The sequence below is a fragment of the Burkholderia sp. Tr-20355 genome (assembly GCF_017104685.1).
GTDB lineage: Bacteria > Pseudomonadota > Gammaproteobacteria > Burkholderiales > Burkholderiaceae > Burkholderia > Burkholderia seminalis.
The window spans coordinates 12986-29615 of record NZ_JAAGPK010000013.1 but is presented as its reverse complement, the minus strand read 5'-3'; the positions used below and the strand labels follow the sequence as shown (position 1 = coordinate 29615).

Genomic DNA, 16630 nt, shown 5'->3' with positions numbered 1-16630 from the left:
GCCCGTGGATCGCGCGGATGTCAATGGGACGCGGCCGCACGTTCGTCGCGCGGGGCGGATGTCGTTCGCCCCCGCGCACGCGTCGCGTCGCTTCCCGGCTTCGTTGCTTTGGCGTCCCCGTCCGTCTGCTGCTGCCGTGCGAGTGCTTCGGGACGCACCTGTCTGACATTAAGCAAGGCGTGAGCCATGGGCCGCGATGCCCCGTGCAGCAAGGAGGCGGGCGCGAGGCGCGCGTAGGGTCGGGCGCGTGGCGACGTGTTTTGATTCACTGACGAATCAGCGCCGTCGCGCGACATGCGACGCCACGCAGCCTGCGACACATCTCGCCGACCTCGCACGGCGGGCGGTTTGTCTAACGAGTCGTCGCCGCCTTGTTCGATGTGGCCTTGCGAGACGTGCAGCGGCGTGTCGCTCGCCGCGCGCGCGTTGCCCCGATGGACGAAACGGTTGCCGCCGTCGTGCGCGCGGAATAGACCGGACTCCGATGTATCTTCCCGATCGGCTCTGCGTTACACATTCGCAACATTTCCCGCGCATGCATTCGTGCGACGCAAGCCGCGCCGCGTGTCGGGGAATTCGCGCGCACATGGTCGTGGCCGGAGGTCGCGTGCGCGCCGCGCGCTGCACAGACAAAAGTGCCGAATCGAGACGACGCAACGCGCTTCGAAAGATGCACGCGGTGCGATGCGTGACGGGCGTCCGACCTGCGTTCTCGATTCATCGGACGACGTCGTCAGACGGATCGCGCGATCGGCCGGCTGTTTATCGTTGTCGTGCCGGCTCGTCGATGAGACGCCCGTAGCAGTTGTGAAACATTCCGTAACGCACCGCGCATGTGCGGTGTGCGTCGCGCGAGCCGGCTGCGGCTGCGGGGGCGGCTGGTTTGAATATTGCTGGTGTGGAAGCGACGTGACGGACCGACGTGACGCTCGACACAGCGAGGAACGACTCATGACGTGACTGATCAGTGCAACGGGACGCCGGTAGTACGACGATTCGCGTGGCCGGGACCGCGCGGACAGGACGGCGCGCCTGCCTCGCAGCACGGTTACGTGCCGACCGCGCGAGTATGGGCAGTGCCGCCTGAATACATGCTTCGCGCCACGTGCAGGATCATCCGCGCGAAGTGGCTAAACGAGGATAACGATGAAGAAGATCTTGCTTGTGTTCGGGACTCGGCCGGAGGCCATCAAGATGGCGCCGCTGGTGCGTGCGCTGAAGGCGCAAGCGGAGGTCGACGCCCGGGTATGCGTGACCGCGCAGCATCGGGAAATGCTCGACCAGGTGCTGACGCTGTTCGACATCAAGCCCGACTACGATCTCAACCTGATGCGGCAAAGCCAGACGCTGACCGACGTGACGACCGGCATTCTTCAGGCGATCGGCATGGTCTTCGACGACCTGCGTCCGGACGTCGTGCTGGTGCACGGCGATACGACGACCACGCTGGCGGTCAGCCTGGCGGCGTTCTACCGCTATCTGCCGGTCGGGCACGTGGAGGCCGGGCTGCGCAGCGGCGACATCTGGTCGCCGTGGCCGGAGGAGCTGAATCGCCGCGTGACCGATGCGGTGTCGTCGTGGCATTTCGCGCCGACCGGGCAGGCGCGCGACAACCTGCTCAGCGAGGGCGTGCCGGGCAGCGGCGTCTCGCTGACCGGCAATACCGTGATCGATGCGTTGCACGAGGTCAAACGCATGCTGGACCGCACCTCTGCGTTGTCTGACAAGGTCGCCGCGTATTTTCCGTTTCTCGAACCGTCGCGGCGCGTCGTGCTGATCACGGGGCATCGCCGCGAGAGTTTCGGCGAACCGTTCCAGCATTTTTGCGAGGCGCTCTGTACGCTCGCGGGCCGCTATCGCGACGCGCAGTTCGTCTATCCGCTGCACATGAATCCGAACGTGCGGGAGCCGGCGCGAGCGCGGCTCGGCGGCGTGCCGAACATCTACCTGATCGAACCGCAGGAATACCTGTCGTTCGTATTCCTGATGTCCCGCGCGCATTTCATCATTACCGATTCGGGCGGCATTCAGGAAGAAGGGCCGGCGCTCGGCAAGCCGGTGCTCGTCACGCGCGAGACGACCGAGCGGCCCGAGGCGATCCAGGCCGGCACCGCACGGCTCGTCGGTACGGACCAGGAGCGGATCGTGTGGGAGGCGTCGCGCCTGTTCGACAGCGAAAGCGCCTACGAGGAAATGTCGCGCGCGAGCAATCCGTATGGCGACGGCCATGCGAGCGAGCGGATCGTTCACGCGCTGATGCGCACGCCGGGCGTGACCACGAAAACGACGAGTTTTTCGATGGGGGCAACGGAGATGCCGTTCAACGCGCTCACGCTGGGCTTGCAGGCGTTGCGCTCGCCGTGAGCCGGATCGCGCGATAGCGTACTTCCGTACCGTTCGTTGCCGTCGCGCGAGAATCCGGTTCGGCCGCCAGGCCGGCCGGATCCTCGCATTTGCGCGACCCCGAACGAATTTTCCCGCCGCGTTCTTCAAGACTGTCTTAGCGGACTGCTCCGTTCTCGGTGCGGCGCCGCGCATGGATACTTCCGCGGATACCCGCCCCGCATCGGCCGGAATGCACGGCAAACTCCCGGTTTCAGATGCGGGGATCCGATGCATCCGATCCCCGGTCATCCGTCGCAACCCATGCGGCACGAGTTCGGTCTCGACCCGGTCGGCTGGAAAGCGCCCGGCGGCGCGAAGCTGCCGCACATCGGTTAAAGTTGGAGCGCGGCTCAATCCCCATACGAATCCGCCTGCCCGGGCATGTCGAAGCCCTCCGGGCCGGACGTCGCGCGCGGGGGCAGCGGCGATCCCGGGCACCGTTTCTGGCAGCCCCGACAGGGTCGCGTCGCCTGAGTGACGGTTTGCATGGGGCAGAATCGGGACCCGCGGGCGCCCGCTTTCGCTCGGAGTCGAACACCCGGTCGTCATCGGCACCGATAGCCCGTCGGCCGCTGGTGCTTCCGGCGAAGCAGTCCGCCAGGCGGTGCCGGGCCGGCACCGTTCGAATCCCCACACGGCACCCGTGGTGCGACGCGGGCGCCTCGACCAGGAGGTGAACGATGATCACGCTGACCGTCAACGGTAGCGAGCAACACTTCGACGGCAATCCCGACATGCCGTTGCTCTGGTATCTGCGCGACGTGCTCGGCCACACCGGCACCAAGTTCGGCTGCGGGATGGCGCTGTGCGGCGCGTGTACCGTTCATCTCGACGGCGTCGCGATCCGGTCGTGCATCACGCCCGTTGCGGCGGCTTCCGGCAAGCGCGTGACGACGATCGAGGGACTGTCGACCGACCTGACCCACCCGCTGCAGCAGGCATGGCAGGAACTGAACGTCGCGCAATGCGGCTACTGCCAGTCCGGGCAGATCATGCAGGCCGCATCGCTGCTGAAGACGAATCCCCATCCGACCGATGCCGACATCGACGATGCGATGTCCGGCAACATCTGCCGCTGCGGCACCTACACGCGCATTCGCGCGGCGATCCGCCTGGCCGTGCGCCGCGGAGGTGCCGCATGAGCGCGCCCGAACTCTCCGTCCACAACGAAAGCCGCCGCGCGCTGCTGCTGGGCTTCGCGTCCGGCGGGCTGCTGCTCGCGTTCGGCGTGCCGTCGCTCGCGCAGGCCGCGGCACCGGTGCAGCCGCCCGTCAGCACGAACCCGCAATACGGCGGCGCCGGGATGCCGCACGGGCTGCGCGACGATCCGCACCTGTTCGTCGCGATCGCCCCGGACGGCACCGTGACCGTCACCTGCATCCGCTCCGAGATGGGACAGGGCGTGCGCACGAGCGTCGCGCTCGTGGTCGCCGACGAGCTGGGTGCCGACTGGGCGCGCGTGAAGGTCGCGCAGGCCGTCGGCGACGAGCCGCGCTACGGCAACCAGAACACCGACGGCTCGCGCAGCCTGCGCCAGAGTTTCGCCGCGCTGCGTCGGGCAGGGGCCGCCGCGCGCACGATGCTCGAGCAGGCGGCCGCGACCGAGTGGGGCGTCGAGGTGGGCCAGGTCAAGGCATCGGTGCACGAGGTCGTCGACACGAAGGGCGGGCGCAAGCTCGGTTTCGGCGAACTCGCCGCGAAAGCGGCCGCGTTGCCGGTGCCCGACACGAAGACGCTCGCGTTGAAGGCACCGGCCGAATTCCGCTATATCGGCAAGGGCAAGACCGCGCTGATCGACGGGCGCGACATCGTCGGCGGCCGTGCGCACTATGGGATCGACACGCGGCTCGACGGCATGCTGTATGCGGTCGTTGCGCGGCCGCCGGCCTACGGCGACACGGTCGCGTCATTCGATGCGTCGGCGGCCGAGAAACTGCCGGGCGTCGTCAAGGTCGTGCAGCTTGCGTCGGCGCCGCTGCCGTCCGGCTTCCAGCCGCTCGGCGGCGTGGCCGTCGTCGCACGCGACACGTGGACGGCCATCCAGGCGCGCGCGCAACTGAAGATCGACTGGAAGCGCGGGCCCCACGCGGGCTACGACTCGGCCGACTATCGCAAGGCGCTCGAGGCGGCCGCCGCGCAGCCGGGCGACGTGATCCGCAACGACGGCGATGCGGCCGCGGCGCTCGCCGGCGCCGCGAAACGCGTCCGTGCGACGTACTACATCCCGCATCTCGCCCACGCGACGATGGAGCCGCCCGCGGCCGTCGCGTGCGTGGCCGACGGCCGCTGCGAGGTGTGGACCTGCACGCAGGCGCCGCAGACCACCCGCGACGAGGTCGCGAAGGCGCTTGCGTTGCCGACCGAGCGCGTGACGGTCAACGTGACGCTGCTCGGCGGCGGATTCGGCCGCAAGTCGAAACCCGATTACGTGGTGGAAGCCGCGCTGCTGTCGAAGGCGGTCGGCGCGCCCGTGAAGCTGACGTTCACGCGCGAGGACGACATCGCGCACGACTATTTCCACGCGGTGTCGCTCGAAGCGTTCGACGGCGGGATCGACGCGTCGGGGAAGGTGGTCGCGTGGCAGCATCGCACGGTCGCGCCGTCGATCCAGTCGACCTTCAAGCCGGACATCGTGCACGAGCAGCCGGGCGAACTGGCTCAGGGGATCGCGGACCTGCCGTTCGCGATCCCGAACGTGCGGATCGAGAATCCGGCTGCCGAAGGGCACACGCGGATCGGCTGGTTTCGCTCGGTCTACAACATCCCGCATGCGTTCGGCATCCAGAGCTTCGTGTCGGAGCTCGCGCACGCGGCCGGCCGCGACCCGAAGGATTTCCTGCTCGCGCTGATCGGGCCCGCGCGGCGCTTCGAGCCGCACATCACGGTGAAGAACGTGAACTACGGCGAGGATCCCGCGCTGTACCCGGTCGATACGGGGCGGCTGCGGCGCGTGGTCGAGACGGTCGCGCGCGAAGCCGGCTGGGGGCGCAAGCTGCCGAAGGGGCACGGGCTCGGGATCGCCGCGCATCGCAGTTTCGTGTCGTACACGGCGGCGGTCTGCGAGGTGCAGGTCGGCGCGGACGGCAGGATCACGGTGCCGCGCGTCGACATCGCGATCGACTGCGGGCCTCAGGTCAATCCGGAGCGCGTGCGCTCGCAGCTCGAGGGGGCGGTGGTGATGGGGCTCGGCATCGCGCTGCATGGCGAGATCACGTTCAAGGACGGCCATCCGGAACAGAGCAACTTCAACGGCTTCCAGGTGCTGAGAATGAACGAGGCGCCGCGCGAGATCCGCGTGCATCTCGTCGCCCCGGACGACTTCACGGCACCGCTCGGCGGCGTCGGCGAGCCGGGCCTGCCGCCCGTCGCACCGGCGCTGACCAACGCGATCTTCGCGGCGACCGGCATGCGCATCCGCAGCCTGCCGATTGCCGATCAGCTCGCGAAGCCGCAGGCGGGTTGACGCACAATTCCTCCGACGCCGGGCCGCTTCGCGCGGCCCGGTTCGCATCGATCCTTGAACAAGGAGTGTGACGTGGCCTCATCCGATGTCAGTGTGCAGCAGGCGGTTTCTCCCGCCGAATGGGATGCGCGAGTCAACCTGGCGGCGGCCTATCGCCTGACCGCGCTGTTCGGCTGGGACGATCTCGTGTTCACCCATATCTCGGCGCGTGTGCCCGGCCCGGAACATCATGTCCTGATCAACCCGTACGGGATGATGTTCGACGAGATCACGGCGTCGTCGCTGGTCAAGATCGATCTCGACGGTCGCAAGGTGTCCGAATCGCCGTACGAGATCAACCCGGCCGGCTTCACGATTCACAGCGCGGTGCATGCGGCCCGTGACGACGCGCTGTGCGTGATGCACACGCACTCGATCAACGGTGTCGCCGTATCGGCGCAGGAAGCCGGCTTGCTGCCGCTGTCGCAGCAGTCGCTCGGCGTGCTGGCGTCGCTCGGGTATCACGATTACGAAGGCATTGCGCTCGACGAGGGCGAGAAGGCGCGCCTTGTGCGGGACCTCGGCGGCAACACGAACCTGATGCTGCGCAATCATGGGCTCTTGACGGTCGGCGCGACGCCGGCCGACGCGTTCGTCGCGATGTACTTCTTCGAGGCCGCGTGCATGATCCAGGTCCGCGCGCAGGCCGGCGGCGCGGCGCTGCGGCCGATCGCGCAACCGATTCTCGACGGTATCAGGCAGCAGATCGCCGCGGTCACGCGCGGGATGGGCGCCGGGGCGCTCGTCTGGCCGGGATTGCTGCGCCGGCTCGATCGACTTAATCCCGGGTACGCGGACTAGCTCGCCCGTCGTTGTCGTTTGCGAACGATCGTGCTAAATTCCTGCCAGCAACTTGCGGTCACGAACCCTTCATTCGGCTGACGAAGCCGGCGCCCGGGAGGCAGCACGATGAGCCTGTTGATGTCGCGACGCGATCTCGCGTTCCTGCTGTACGACTGGCTCGACGCCGAAGCGCTCGCCGCGCTGCCGCGCTTCGCGGAGCACAGTCGCGAGACCTTCGACGCGGTGCTCGACACCAGCGAGCGGATCGCAGAGAACCTGTTCGCGCCGCATGCGGCGCGCGGCGATCGCGAGGAACCGCAGTTCGACGGCGAGCGCGTGACGCTGATCCCCGAGGTCGAGCCGGCCGTGCGCGCGTTCGCGGACGCCGGGCTGATCGCCGCGGGGCATGACGACGCGCTCGGCGGCATGCGGTTGCCGAAGCTGGTCGAAGCCGCATCGTTCCTGTTCTTCCAGGCCGCGAACATCGCGACGGCCGCCTATCCGTTCCTGACCGTCGCCAACGCGAACCTGCTCGTCGCGCACGGCAGCCCCGCGCAGATCGACGCGTTCGCGCGCCCGGAACTGGAAGGGCGCTTCCTCGGCACGATGTGCCTGTCCGAACCGCAAGCCGGCTCGTCGTTGTCCGACATCGCGACGCGGGCGGATTTCGAGGGCGACTCGCCGCTCGGCCCGCGCTACCGGCTGACCGGCAACAAGATGTGGATCTCCGGCGGCGAACACGAGCTGGCGGAGAACATCGTGCACCTCGTGCTCGCGAAGATTCCCGACGAACACGGCCGGCTGCAGCCCGGCACGCGCGGCATCTCGCTGTTCATCGTGCCGAAGTACCTGCCGGGCGCCGACGGCCGTGCGCGGGGCGAGCACAACGACGTCGTGCTCGCCGGGCTGAACCACAAGATGGGCTATCGCGGCACGACCAACTGCCTGCTGAATTTCGGCGAAGGCACGCGCTATCGTCCGGAAGGGCGTGCGGGCGCGATCGGCTACCTGGTCGGCAAGCCGAACCATGGCCTCGCCTACATGTTCCACATGATGAACGAGGCGCGCATCGGCGTCGGCGCGGGTGCGGTGGCGCTCGGCTATACCGGTTATCTGCGCGCGCTCGACTATGCGCGCAACCGGCCGCAGGGGCGTCCGCTCGGGCCGGCCGGCAAGGACGCGGTCGCGCCGCAGGCGCCAATCGTCGAGCATCCGGACGTGCGGCGCATGCTGCTCGCGCAGAAGGCCTATGTCGAAGGCGGTCTCGCGCTGATCCTGTACTGCGCGAAGCTGGTCGATGAAGCACGCGCGCACGGCGACGCGGACGCGCGCGCCCAGGCCGCGGGCCTGCTCGACATCCTCACGCCGATCGCGAAAAGCTGGCCGTCGCAGTGGTGTCTCGCCGCGAACGACCTCGCGATCCAGGTGCACGGCGGCTACGGCTACACGCGCGACTACGCGGTCGAGCGGCTCTACCGGGACAACCGGCTGAATCCGATTCACGAAGGCACGCACGGGATCCAGGCGCTCGACCTGCTGGGCCGCAAGGTCGCGCAGGACGACGGCGCGCTGCTGCATGCGCTCGATGCGCGGATCGGCGCGACGGTCGAGCGCGCGCGAGCGCTGGATGCCGGCACGCGCGAGCAGGCCGATGCGCTGGCGCGGCGCTGGACGCGACTGTGCGACGTCACGCGGCAGCTCGGCGCGATCGGCGATCCGCGGACACGGCTGGCGAACGCGAGCGTCTATCTCGAAGCGTTCGGCCACCTCGTCGTCGCATGGCTGTGGCTCGACGTGACGCTTGCCGCGCACGGGCACGACGGCGATTTCCACGACGGCAAGCGTGCGGCGGCCCGATACTTTTTCCGCTGGGAGTTGCCGAAGGTGGATGCGCAGCTCGATCTGCTGTCGAGCGTCGACACGACGACGCTCGACATGCGGGACACGTGGTTCTGAACGTTGCGTCACCGACATTCCGGCATGCGGACGATATCGCGGGGGCGGGTGCTGCCGGCCGTCGCCGGTTCGTCGCAAGCCGGCCGGGCGGGAGCATTCCGCCGACCGTACCGATGCGCGGCCGCGCCGCGCAAGGAGTGAGAAGCGCATGAAAGCCCTGTTGTGTACCGCATTCGGCCCGATCGACAGTTTGCGTATCGAGGACGTCGCGATTCCCGAACCGGCCGCCGGCCAGGTGCGGATCCAGGTGAAGGCGGCGTCGCTCAATTTTCCCGACGCGTTGATCGTCCAGGGCTTGTATCAGGTGAAGCCGGCGCTGCCGTTCTCGCCGGGCGCCGAGTTTGCCGGCGTGATCGACGCGGTCGGCGACGGCGTGAGCGCGTATCGGCCGGGCGATTCGGTGGTGGCGTTCACCGGGCATGGCGGGTTCGCGGAGCAGTGCGTGGCCGACGTGCACCAGATCGCCGCGCTGCCGCCGGGCATGGCGTTCGAGCAGGGGGCGGCGCTCGTGCTCGCCTACGGCACGTCGCTGCACGCGTTGCAGCAGCGCGCGCGGCTCCAGGCAGGCGAGACGCTGCTCGTGCTGGGCGCGGCGGGCGGGGTCGGGCTCGCGGCGATCGAGATCGCGAAGGCGCTCGGCGCGCGCGTGATCGCGGCGGCGTCGAGCGCGGACAAGCTCGCGTTGTGCCGTGAAGCGGGGGCCGACGAGACGATCGACTATGCGACCGAAGACCTGCGTCGGCGCGTCGACGCATTGACCGGCGGGCGCGGTGCCGACGTCGTCTACGATCCGGTGGGCGGCGCGTACAGCGAAGCGGCGCTGCGCGCGACCGCCTGGCGCGGCCGGTTCCTCGTGGTCGGCTTCGCGGCCGGCGAGATTCCGAAGATCGCGCTGAACCTCGCGCTGCTCAAGGAGCGTGACATTCTCGGCGTGTTCTGGGGCGATGCGGTGCGCCGCGACCCGGCGCAGCATGTCGCGAACATGCGGCTGCTGGCCGAATGGTTCGCGGCCGGCAAGGTGCGGCCGGCGATCACCGAGCGCGTGTCGCTGGCCGGCGCGGCCGACGCGATCGCACGGATGGCGAACCGGCAGGTGAAGGGCAAGGTGGTGATCCTGCCCGGCGCGTGATCCTGATTCGCCGCGCGGTGATTCAACGTCGGCCGCGCGGCCGATTGCCTGCGGCAGCGGGGCCGCGTGAACCGCGGCAGGCTCATCGTTACCGCGCAAGCGCTGCGCGAGCGCGATGCCGATCGGCGCCGAGACGAACGCCGCCCATGTTCCGTCAGCGGATCAATCCTTCGGCAAGCGCAGCGTGTCGAGCGCGTCCTGCGAAAACTCGACCCAGAACCGCTCGTTCGCGATGCCGGCCTGCAGCACCAGATGCTGCAAGCGTTTCGCGCGCGAGTCGGCGCCTTCCGGAAAATCGCGCGCCTCGATCTTCAGGTACAGGTCGAGCTTCTCCTGGTGAAGCGCGATCCGCCGCCGGATTTCGTCCTCGAGGCCCGACGGGCCGAGCACCGCTTCCGCACGCAGGCGCACCATCAACGCTTCGCGCAGCGGCGTCGGATCTTCCTGTTCGGCGATCCAGCGTCGCAGTTCCTTCTTGCCGGCCGGCAGGATCCGATAGGCACGCTTGCGGCCACGGCCCGATTCGGCGGGCAGCGATTCGATCCAGCCCGTTTCCTCGAGGCGCCCCAGTTCGCGATAGATCTGCTGATGCGTCGCCTGCCAGAAATAACCGATCGAGCGATCGAAGCGGTCGGCAAGCTCGGACCCCGAACCGGGACGTTCGGCGAGCGCGGTGAGGAGGGCGTGAGGCAAGGACATGTCGGATCGGAGGAGGCCGCGGAATGAATCGCATCTTGCCATATCGGGGCCACAGTACAAGCCAGGGATCCTGTTTATGCAACATGTTGCATAAACGGATGCGGTGAACTACCATCTGTGCAACTTGTTGCATAAAAATGGAGACGCCCCGATGACATCCCGTTATCCGCATTTGACGACCCCGCTCGACCTGGGCTTCACGTCGCTCAGGAACCGCGTGCTGATGGGGTCGATGCATGTGGGACTCGAGGAAGCGCCGAACGGTTTCGAGCGGATGGCGGCGTTCTACGCGGAGCGCGCGCGAGGCGAGGCCGGCCTGATCGTCACGGGCGGATTCGCACCGAACGAGCGCGGCCGTCCGGCGCCGGGCGGCGCGATGCTGACGACCGAGGCGGAAGCCGAACGCCATCGTGTCGTGACGCGCGCGGTGCACGCGGCGGGCGGCAAGATCGCGCTGCAGATCCTGCATTTCGGACGCTACGCGTATCACCCGGCGCTCGCGGCGCCCAGCGCGCTGAAGGCGCCGATCAACCCGTTCACGCCGCATGCGTTGAGCAGCGACGAAGTCGACGAGACGATCGCCGATTTCGTGCGTTGCGCGGCGCTCGCGCAGCATGCGGGCTACGACGGCGTCGAAATCATGGGGTCCGAAGGTTACCTGATCAACGAATTCATCGCCGCGCGCACGAACCATCGCGACGACGCATGGGGCGGCGCGTACGAGAACCGCATCCGTTTCGCGGTCGAGATCGTGCGGCGCGTGCGCGAGCGCGTCGGCACGAACTTCATCGTCATCTACCGGCTGTCGATGCTCGATCTCGTCGAAGGCGGCTCGACGCTCGACGAGGTGATCCGCCTCGCGCAGGCGATCGAGGCGGCCGGCGCGACGATCCTCAATACCGGCATCGGCTGGCACGAGGCGCGCATTCCGACCATCGCGACCAAGGTGCCGCGCGCCGCGTATGCGTGGGTGACGCGGCAGCTGATGGGCAAGGTCGGCATCCCGCTCGTCGCGACCAACCGGATCAACACGCCGGAAGTGGCCGAGCAACTGCTCGCCGACGGTTATTGCGACATGGTGTCGATGGCGCGGCCGTTCCTTGCCGATGCCGAATTCGTTCGCAAGGCGCGGGAAGGGCGCGCGGACGAAATCAACACGTGCATCGGCTGCAACCAGGCGTGCCTCGACCATACCTTCAGCGGCAGGATCACGTCCTGCCTCGTCAATCCGCGCGCCTGCCATGAAACCGAACTCGTGATCCGACCCGCCGGGCAGCGCAAGCGGATCGCGGTGGTCGGCGCCGGGCCGGCGGGCCTCGGCTTCGCGGTCACGGCGGCCGAACGCGGTCACGCGGTGACGCTGTACGAAGCCGGCGCCGAGATCGGCGGTCAGTTCAACATCGCGAAGAAGGTGCCCGGCAAGGAAGAGTTCAACGAAACGCTGCGCTATTTCCGCCGGCAGATCGAACTGCGCGGCGTGACGCTGCACGTCAATACGCGCGCGACCGCCGAGATGCTGCTGCAGGGCGAATTCGACGAAGTGGTGATCGCGACCGGCATCGTGCCGCGCACGCCGCCGATCGACGGCGTCGGCCATCCGAAGGTGCTCGGTTATCTCGACGTGTTGCGCGACGGCAAGGTCGTCGGCCGCGACGTGGTGATTGTCGGCGCCGGCGGCATCGGCTTCGACGTCGCCGAATATCTCGTGCATCGCGGCGACGGTGAACGTGTCGACGCGGCGCGGTTCTTTGCCGAGTGGGGTGTCGACCGGACGTATGCGAACGCGGGCGGTCTCGGCCATGCGCGGCCCGAACCGGCGGCACGTCATGTCCACTTGCTGCAGCGCAAGGCGTCGAAGGTTGGCGACGGGCTCGGCAAGACCACCGGCTGGATTCATCGCACGGCGCTGAAGGCGCGCGGCGTCGGGATGTCGTCGGCGGTGACGTACCGGCGCATCGACGACGAGGGACTGCACGTGACGATCGACGGCGTCGAGCGGACGCTGCCGGTGGACAACGTGATCATCTGCGCGGGGCAGGAGCCGTTGCGCGAACTCGCCGTGCAGCTCGAGGCGGCCGGGTGCAAGGTTCATGTGATCGGCGGCGCGCACGAAGCCGCCGAGCTCGATGCGAAGCGCGCGATTCACCAGGGTACGACGCTGGCCGCGACGCTTTGACGCCGATTCGCTTTTCTTTCCGTTCGACGATTCAGGAGTCTACGAAGATGAATGCAACGACGCAGGTTCATCCCGCTGTCGCGAAGTCGCTCGACGCGTGGCACGTGATGGTCGAGAACAAGGACTTCGGGCCGCTGGAGGCGATCGTCCACCCGGATGCCGTGTTCCGTTCACCGATGGCGTTCAAGCCGTACGGGCCGGCGCCTGCGCTGTTGATCGCGCTGCGTACGGTGATCACGATCCTCGAAGATTTCGCGTATCACCGCCAGTTCGTCAGCGACGACGGCCGGAGCGTCGTGCTCGAGTTCAGCGCGCGCGTCGGCGACAAGGCGCTGAAGGGAATCGACATGATCCGCTTCGACGACGACGGCCGGATCGTCGAGTTCGAGGTGATGATCCGGCCGTTCAATGCGCTGCAGGCGCTCGGTGCGGAAATGGGCGCGCGGCTCGGGCAGCAGATGCCGACGTTCAAGATCGGCGGGTGAGCGCAGGCGTGGCTGCCGCATGGTCCCTGCCCGCCGCCGCATGGCGTCGTTCGGTATTCGTGCGGGTTGTCTCGCCGGGGCTCGTTGGTGGGTTTGTCGCATGTGCGGCTCAGTACGCGGTCGAGCCGGGCAGGTTGCCGTCGAAGGCGTCCTGCAGCAGCGCGCGCAGGCCGTCGCGTTCGATCGGGCGAGGGTTCCAGTACGGGTTGGCCGCCGCGAGGTCGGCCGCGCGATCGAGATCGGCCGCCTGCATGCCGATCGCCTTCAACGACACCGGCGCGCCGTTGTCGCGCGCCAGCGCGTAGAGGCCGCGCGCGGCGTCGTTGGTCCCGAGCGCGCGGGCGATCCGCTGCATCGCCTCGGGCGCGTGCGCCGCGTTGTACGCGAGCGCATGCGGCAGCACGACCGTGTGGGTCGGTGCGTGCGGCAGGTTGAAGCTGCCGCCGAGCGTGTGGCAGAGCTTGTGGTGCAGCGCCATGCCGACGTTGCCGAGCACCATGCCGCACAGCCACGCGCCGTAGAGGGCATCGCCGCGCGCGGCGAGATCGGCGGGATCGCGCCGCACGCCCGGCAGGCCGCGCGCCAGCGCGCGAATGCCTTCCTCGGCGACGAGGCCCATCACCGGATTCGCGTTGTCCGCGTACAGGCCCTCCGCCGCGTGTGCGATCGCATTGAGGCCGCTCGTCACCGACAGCTCGACCGGCAGCGTCACGGTGAGTTCGGGATCGTAGATCACCGTCTTCGGCAGCACGCGTGCATCCGTGCCGGTGCGCTTGAGGCCGCCTTCGGTCAGGCCGTAGATCGGCGTCATTTCGCTGCCGGCGTACGTGGTCGGTATCGCAAGGATCGGCAGGCAGCTTTCGAGCGCGATCGCCTTGCCCAGGCCGATCGTCGAGCCGCCGCCGATCGCGATCGCGCAATCGGCGGCGCAGGATGTCGCGAACGCCTGCGCATCGCGGGCGATCTCGATCGGCACGTGCATCGTCGCGCGGTCGTACAGCCCGGCGGCACGTGCGCCGAGCCGGTCGACGATGCGTTGCGCGAGGTCGCGCTGCTCCGGCGTGCAGAGCACGATCGCGCGCTGCGCGCCGAGCTCCAGTACTTCGCGTTCGAGATGGTGCAGGCTGCCTGCGCCGAAGACGACGCGGGCCGGCCGCGCCTGATAGATGAAGTTCATGCCTTGCTCACTCCGTCGCGTAGTCGACCTGATGGCGCGCAGTGCGCAGGCCGGTCAGTGCGTCGTATACGCGTGCGTGTTCGGGATGCGTCGCGTAGCCGTCGAGCGCTTCGCGCGATTCGAATTCGGCGACGAGAATCAGGTCGCATGCGTGGTCGGCTGCACCGAGGTCCGTGCCGACCTCGAGGTGCGTCATGCCCGGAACCCTGCCGCGCAGGCTCTCGAAAGCCGTCTTGACGCTGGCGCGCGCCGTCGCGCGCTCGTGGTCGGTTGCGCCCGCAACGTTCCGCATCACGACGCGCCGGATCATGCGACCCGCTCCGCGGGATTCAGCACGAAGTCGTAGTCGAGCGTGTAGAACGGCGTGTCCATTCGCGACCCGTCGGGCGCGAGCCCGGGCGCATGCCGCACCCAGTCGGCGACGAGCGTCGAGCGCACGCCGAATACCGCGTCGGAGTCGAGATAGCGGTCGCCGTCGCGGAACACGTGCGTGATCAGCGTTTCGTAGCCGCGCGCTGCGATCATGAAGTGCAGGTGGGCGGGGCGCCAAGGGTGGCGGCCGAGCGCATCGAGCATCGCCCCGACGGGGCCGTCGTGCGGAATCGGATACGGCTCCGCGAGGATCGAGCGGAATGCGTAACGGCCGTCGGCGCCGCTGCGCAGCCGGCCGCGTGCGCGATGCGTGACGGACCCGTCGTCGGCCGGCTGCTGCACGTCGTAGTGGCCGTCTTCGTCGGCTTGCCAGACTTCCAGCGACGCGTTCGCGACGGGCGTGCCGTCGATGCCTCGCACCTGGCCGGACACGAAGCAGGGCGCGCCGCATGCGCCGTTCGCGATGTCGTCGAACATCGCGAACTCGGGGCTGCCGTCGACGTAGAACGGGCCGAACACGGTCGCCTCGGTGCAGCCGGCCGGCTTCGCATGGTTTTGCGCGGTGACGAGCGTGGACAACCCGAGCACGTCGGACAGCAGGATGAACTCCTGGCGCTTTTCGTCGGTGATGTGGCCGACGGCCGTCAGGAAGCCGATCGCGACTTGCCATTCGGCCTCGGTGAGTTTCGTTTCGCGGGCGAACGAATGCAGGTGCTGGACGAGGCTCGTCATCACCGTACGCAGCCGCTCGTCGCGACAGCCGGCGAGCGACGCGATCACGGCTTGCGTGATGGTGTCTTCGTTGAGATTGCGCATAGGGGTTGTCTCCTGATGTCGTTCGATGGCGCGCTGACGTAACATTAATTCCTCCCGGAAACGTAAAAAAGCGGGTTTGGAGGAGTTTTGTTCTCCGACAGGTGGAAGAATCGAACGCATGGACAAGTGGACGCAGATCGAATTTTTCGTGCAGGTGGCCGAGCTGGGCAGCCTGACGAAGGCCGCCGAACGGCTCGGCATGTCGAGCGCGGCGGCGAGCCGCTGCCTGAATGCGCTGGAGGAGCGGCTGGGCGCGCGGCTCGTCGAGCGCACCACGCGCCGCCTGTGGTTGACCGACGCGGGGCACGAGTACCACCGCCGTTGCGTCGCGATCCTGACGGAGCTGTCGGAGGCCGATGCGGCCGTCAACGCAGCGAGCGTCAATCCGGCCGGCACGCTGCGCGTGACCGCGTCGGTGTCGTTCGCGTCGATCTATATCGCGCCCGCGCTGCCGGAGTTTCACCGGCGGTACCCGAACCTGAACGTACAGATCGTCGCGGCGAACCGTTACCCGGATTTCATCGAGGCCGGCATCGACGTGGCGATCCGCACGCGCGAGCACGAAGCCGATTCGGGCATCACCGTGCGCAAGCTCGCCGAGACGCGGCGCGTGCTGGCCGCGTCGCCCGGGTACCTGGCGAAGCATGGCGCGCCGGCGACGCCCGACGCGCTGTGCGACCATCGGCTGCTGGTCTACAACCTCGCGAACGATCCATACGTGCTGCATTTCCGCCATCGCGCGAAGACGCAGTCGGTCACGATCAAGAGCGTGCTCGATGCGAACGAGGGACAGGTGATCCGCGCGGCGGCGCTCGCCGGGTTCGGCATCCTGATCCAGCCGCTCTACATCATCCACGACGATATCGTCGCGGGGAAGCTGGTGCCGGTGCTCACCGACTGGCAGCTGCCCGCGCTCACCGTCAACATCGCGTACCAGAGCCGCCGGCACCAGCCGGCGAAGATCCGCGTGTTCACCGAGTTCCTGATCGAGCGTTTCGAACGCCTCGGGCTCGCACGCAAGTGGAAGGAAGTCGGCCGCTGATCGCGGCCCGGCGTCGGGCGGGGTCGTGAAGTCCCGGCGCGAGTTCGCGATGCGCAACCGGCCGCAGGGCGACACGCTGTGGGTGCGGTTCAGTTTCCCGCTGTAACG

13 protein-coding genes are annotated in these 16630 nt (G+C 68.2%); 9 read left to right on the top strand and 4 right to left on the bottom strand.

Annotated features, from left to right (window positions below):
* Positions 1-1146 precede the first annotated feature (1146 nt).
* The 6 genes from wecB to G3N62_RS05200 all read left to right on the top strand — a co-directional run bounded on the left by wecB (position 1147) and on the right by G3N62_RS05200 (position 9755).
* On the top strand, positions 1147-2364 hold the full coding sequence (gene wecB, locus G3N62_RS05225) for a UDP-N-acetylglucosamine 2-epimerase (non-hydrolyzing) (RefSeq protein ID WP_034186691.1): 1218 nt from the start codon (positions 1147-1149) through the stop codon (positions 2362-2364).
* A 701-nt stretch (positions 2365-3065) separates the two neighbouring features.
* Entirely contained in the window at positions 3066-3527 is a 462-nt protein-coding gene (locus G3N62_RS05220) for a (2Fe-2S)-binding protein (RefSeq protein WP_034186692.1), read from the top strand.
* Positions 3524-5848 carry a xanthine dehydrogenase family protein molybdopterin-binding subunit gene (locus G3N62_RS05215; RefSeq protein ID WP_124669796.1) on the top strand — a complete coding sequence of 775 codons (2325 nt, stop codon included), beginning with the start codon at positions 3524-3526 and terminating at the stop codon, positions 5846-5848. Before G3N62_RS05220 ends, G3N62_RS05215 begins: the two co-directional genes overlap by 4 nt.
* Before the next feature lie 72 nt (positions 5849-5920).
* Positions 5921-6688, top strand: a complete 768-nt coding sequence (locus G3N62_RS05210) for a class II aldolase/adducin family protein (RefSeq protein ID WP_049029982.1) — start codon at positions 5921-5923, stop codon at positions 6686-6688.
* A 108-nt stretch (positions 6689-6796) separates the two neighbouring features.
* Positions 6797-8626: an acyl-CoA dehydrogenase gene (locus tag G3N62_RS05205; RefSeq protein WP_124669795.1), complete on the top strand. Its 1830-nt coding sequence runs from the start codon at positions 6797-6799 to the stop codon at positions 8624-8626.
* Between the two features lie 148 nt (positions 8627-8774).
* The gene (locus tag G3N62_RS05200) at positions 8775-9755 is read left to right on the top strand and encodes an NADPH:quinone oxidoreductase family protein (RefSeq protein WP_034186696.1); all 981 of its coding nucleotides are present in this window, start codon (positions 8775-8777) and stop codon (positions 9753-9755) included.
* Between the two features lie 162 nt (positions 9756-9917).
* On the opposite strand, the gene G3N62_RS05195 is transcribed toward G3N62_RS05200, so the two are convergent.
* Complete coding sequence (locus G3N62_RS05195) at positions 9918-10454, bottom strand: PadR family transcriptional regulator (protein WP_049032392.1); 537 nt, start codon at positions 10452-10454, stop codon at positions 9918-9920.
* A gap of 151 nt (positions 10455-10605) precedes the next feature.
* Here G3N62_RS05195 and G3N62_RS05190 point away from each other — a divergent pair, with 151 nt between their 5' ends.
* Entirely contained in the window at positions 10606-12630 is a 2025-nt protein-coding gene (locus G3N62_RS05190; RefSeq protein WP_124669794.1) for an NADPH-dependent 2,4-dienoyl-CoA reductase, read from the top strand.
* Between the two features lie 47 nt (positions 12631-12677).
* A complete protein-coding gene (locus G3N62_RS05185; RefSeq protein WP_124669793.1) occupies positions 12678-13115 on the top strand; it encodes a nuclear transport factor 2 family protein in 438 nt (145 codons plus the stop codon).
* A 109-nt stretch (positions 13116-13224) separates the two neighbouring features.
* On the opposite strand, the gene G3N62_RS05180 is transcribed toward G3N62_RS05185, so the two are convergent.
* Genes G3N62_RS05180 through G3N62_RS05170 form a run of 3 tightly spaced genes read right to left on the bottom strand, consistent with a single transcriptional unit; the run spans position 13225 to position 15480 of the window.
* Positions 13225-14292: a maleylacetate reductase gene (locus G3N62_RS05180; RefSeq protein WP_124669792.1), complete on the bottom strand. Its 1068-nt coding sequence runs from the start codon at positions 14290-14292 to the stop codon at positions 13225-13227.
* 7 nt (positions 14293-14299) lie between these two features.
* Positions 14300-14602: a Dabb family protein gene (locus G3N62_RS05175; protein ID WP_124669791.1), complete on the bottom strand. Its 303-nt coding sequence runs from the start codon at positions 14600-14602 to the stop codon at positions 14300-14302.
* Entirely contained in the window at positions 14599-15480 is an 882-nt protein-coding gene (locus G3N62_RS05170) for an intradiol ring-cleavage dioxygenase (protein WP_124669790.1), read from the bottom strand. Before G3N62_RS05170 ends, G3N62_RS05175 begins: the two co-directional genes overlap by 4 nt.
* Positions 15481-15598: 118 nt before the next feature.
* On the opposite strand from G3N62_RS05170, the gene G3N62_RS05165 reads away from it, so the two are divergent.
* Positions 15599-16522, top strand: a complete 924-nt coding sequence (locus G3N62_RS05165; protein WP_059557035.1) for a LysR family transcriptional regulator — start codon at positions 15599-15601, stop codon at positions 16520-16522.
* Positions 16523-16630 lie beyond the last annotated feature (108 nt).

Coding starts and splice junctions, on each gene's coding strand:
- G3N62_RS05165 (WP_059557035.1), top strand. CDS start 15,599: ATGGACAAGTGGACGCAGATCGAATTTTTCGTGCAGGTGGCCGAGCTG.
- G3N62_RS05215 (WP_124669796.1), top strand. CDS start 3,524: ATGAGCGCGCCCGAACTCTCCGTCCACAACGAAAGCCGCCGCGCGCTG.
- G3N62_RS05170 (WP_124669790.1), bottom strand. CDS start 15,480: ATGCGCAATCTCAACGAAGACACCATCACGCAAGCCGTGATCGCGTCG.
- wecB (WP_034186691.1), top strand. CDS start 1,147: ATGAAGAAGATCTTGCTTGTGTTCGGGACTCGGCCGGAGGCCATCAAG.
- G3N62_RS05205 (WP_124669795.1), top strand. CDS start 6,797: ATGAGCCTGTTGATGTCGCGACGCGATCTCGCGTTCCTGCTGTACGAC.
- G3N62_RS05180 (WP_124669792.1), bottom strand. CDS start 14,292: ATGAACTTCATCTATCAGGCGCGGCCGGCCCGCGTCGTCTTCGGCGCA.
- G3N62_RS05190 (WP_124669794.1), top strand. CDS start 10,606: ATGACATCCCGTTATCCGCATTTGACGACCCCGCTCGACCTGGGCTTC.
- G3N62_RS05175 (WP_124669791.1), bottom strand. CDS start 14,602: ATGATCCGGCGCGTCGTGATGCGGAACGTTGCGGGCGCAACCGACCAC.
- G3N62_RS05185 (WP_124669793.1), top strand. CDS start 12,678: ATGAATGCAACGACGCAGGTTCATCCCGCTGTCGCGAAGTCGCTCGAC.
- G3N62_RS05220 (WP_034186692.1), top strand. CDS start 3,066: ATGATCACGCTGACCGTCAACGGTAGCGAGCAACACTTCGACGGCAAT.
- G3N62_RS05200 (WP_034186696.1), top strand. CDS start 8,775: ATGAAAGCCCTGTTGTGTACCGCATTCGGCCCGATCGACAGTTTGCGT.
- G3N62_RS05195 (WP_049032392.1), bottom strand. CDS start 10,454: ATGTCCTTGCCTCACGCCCTCCTCACCGCGCTCGCCGAACGTCCCGGT.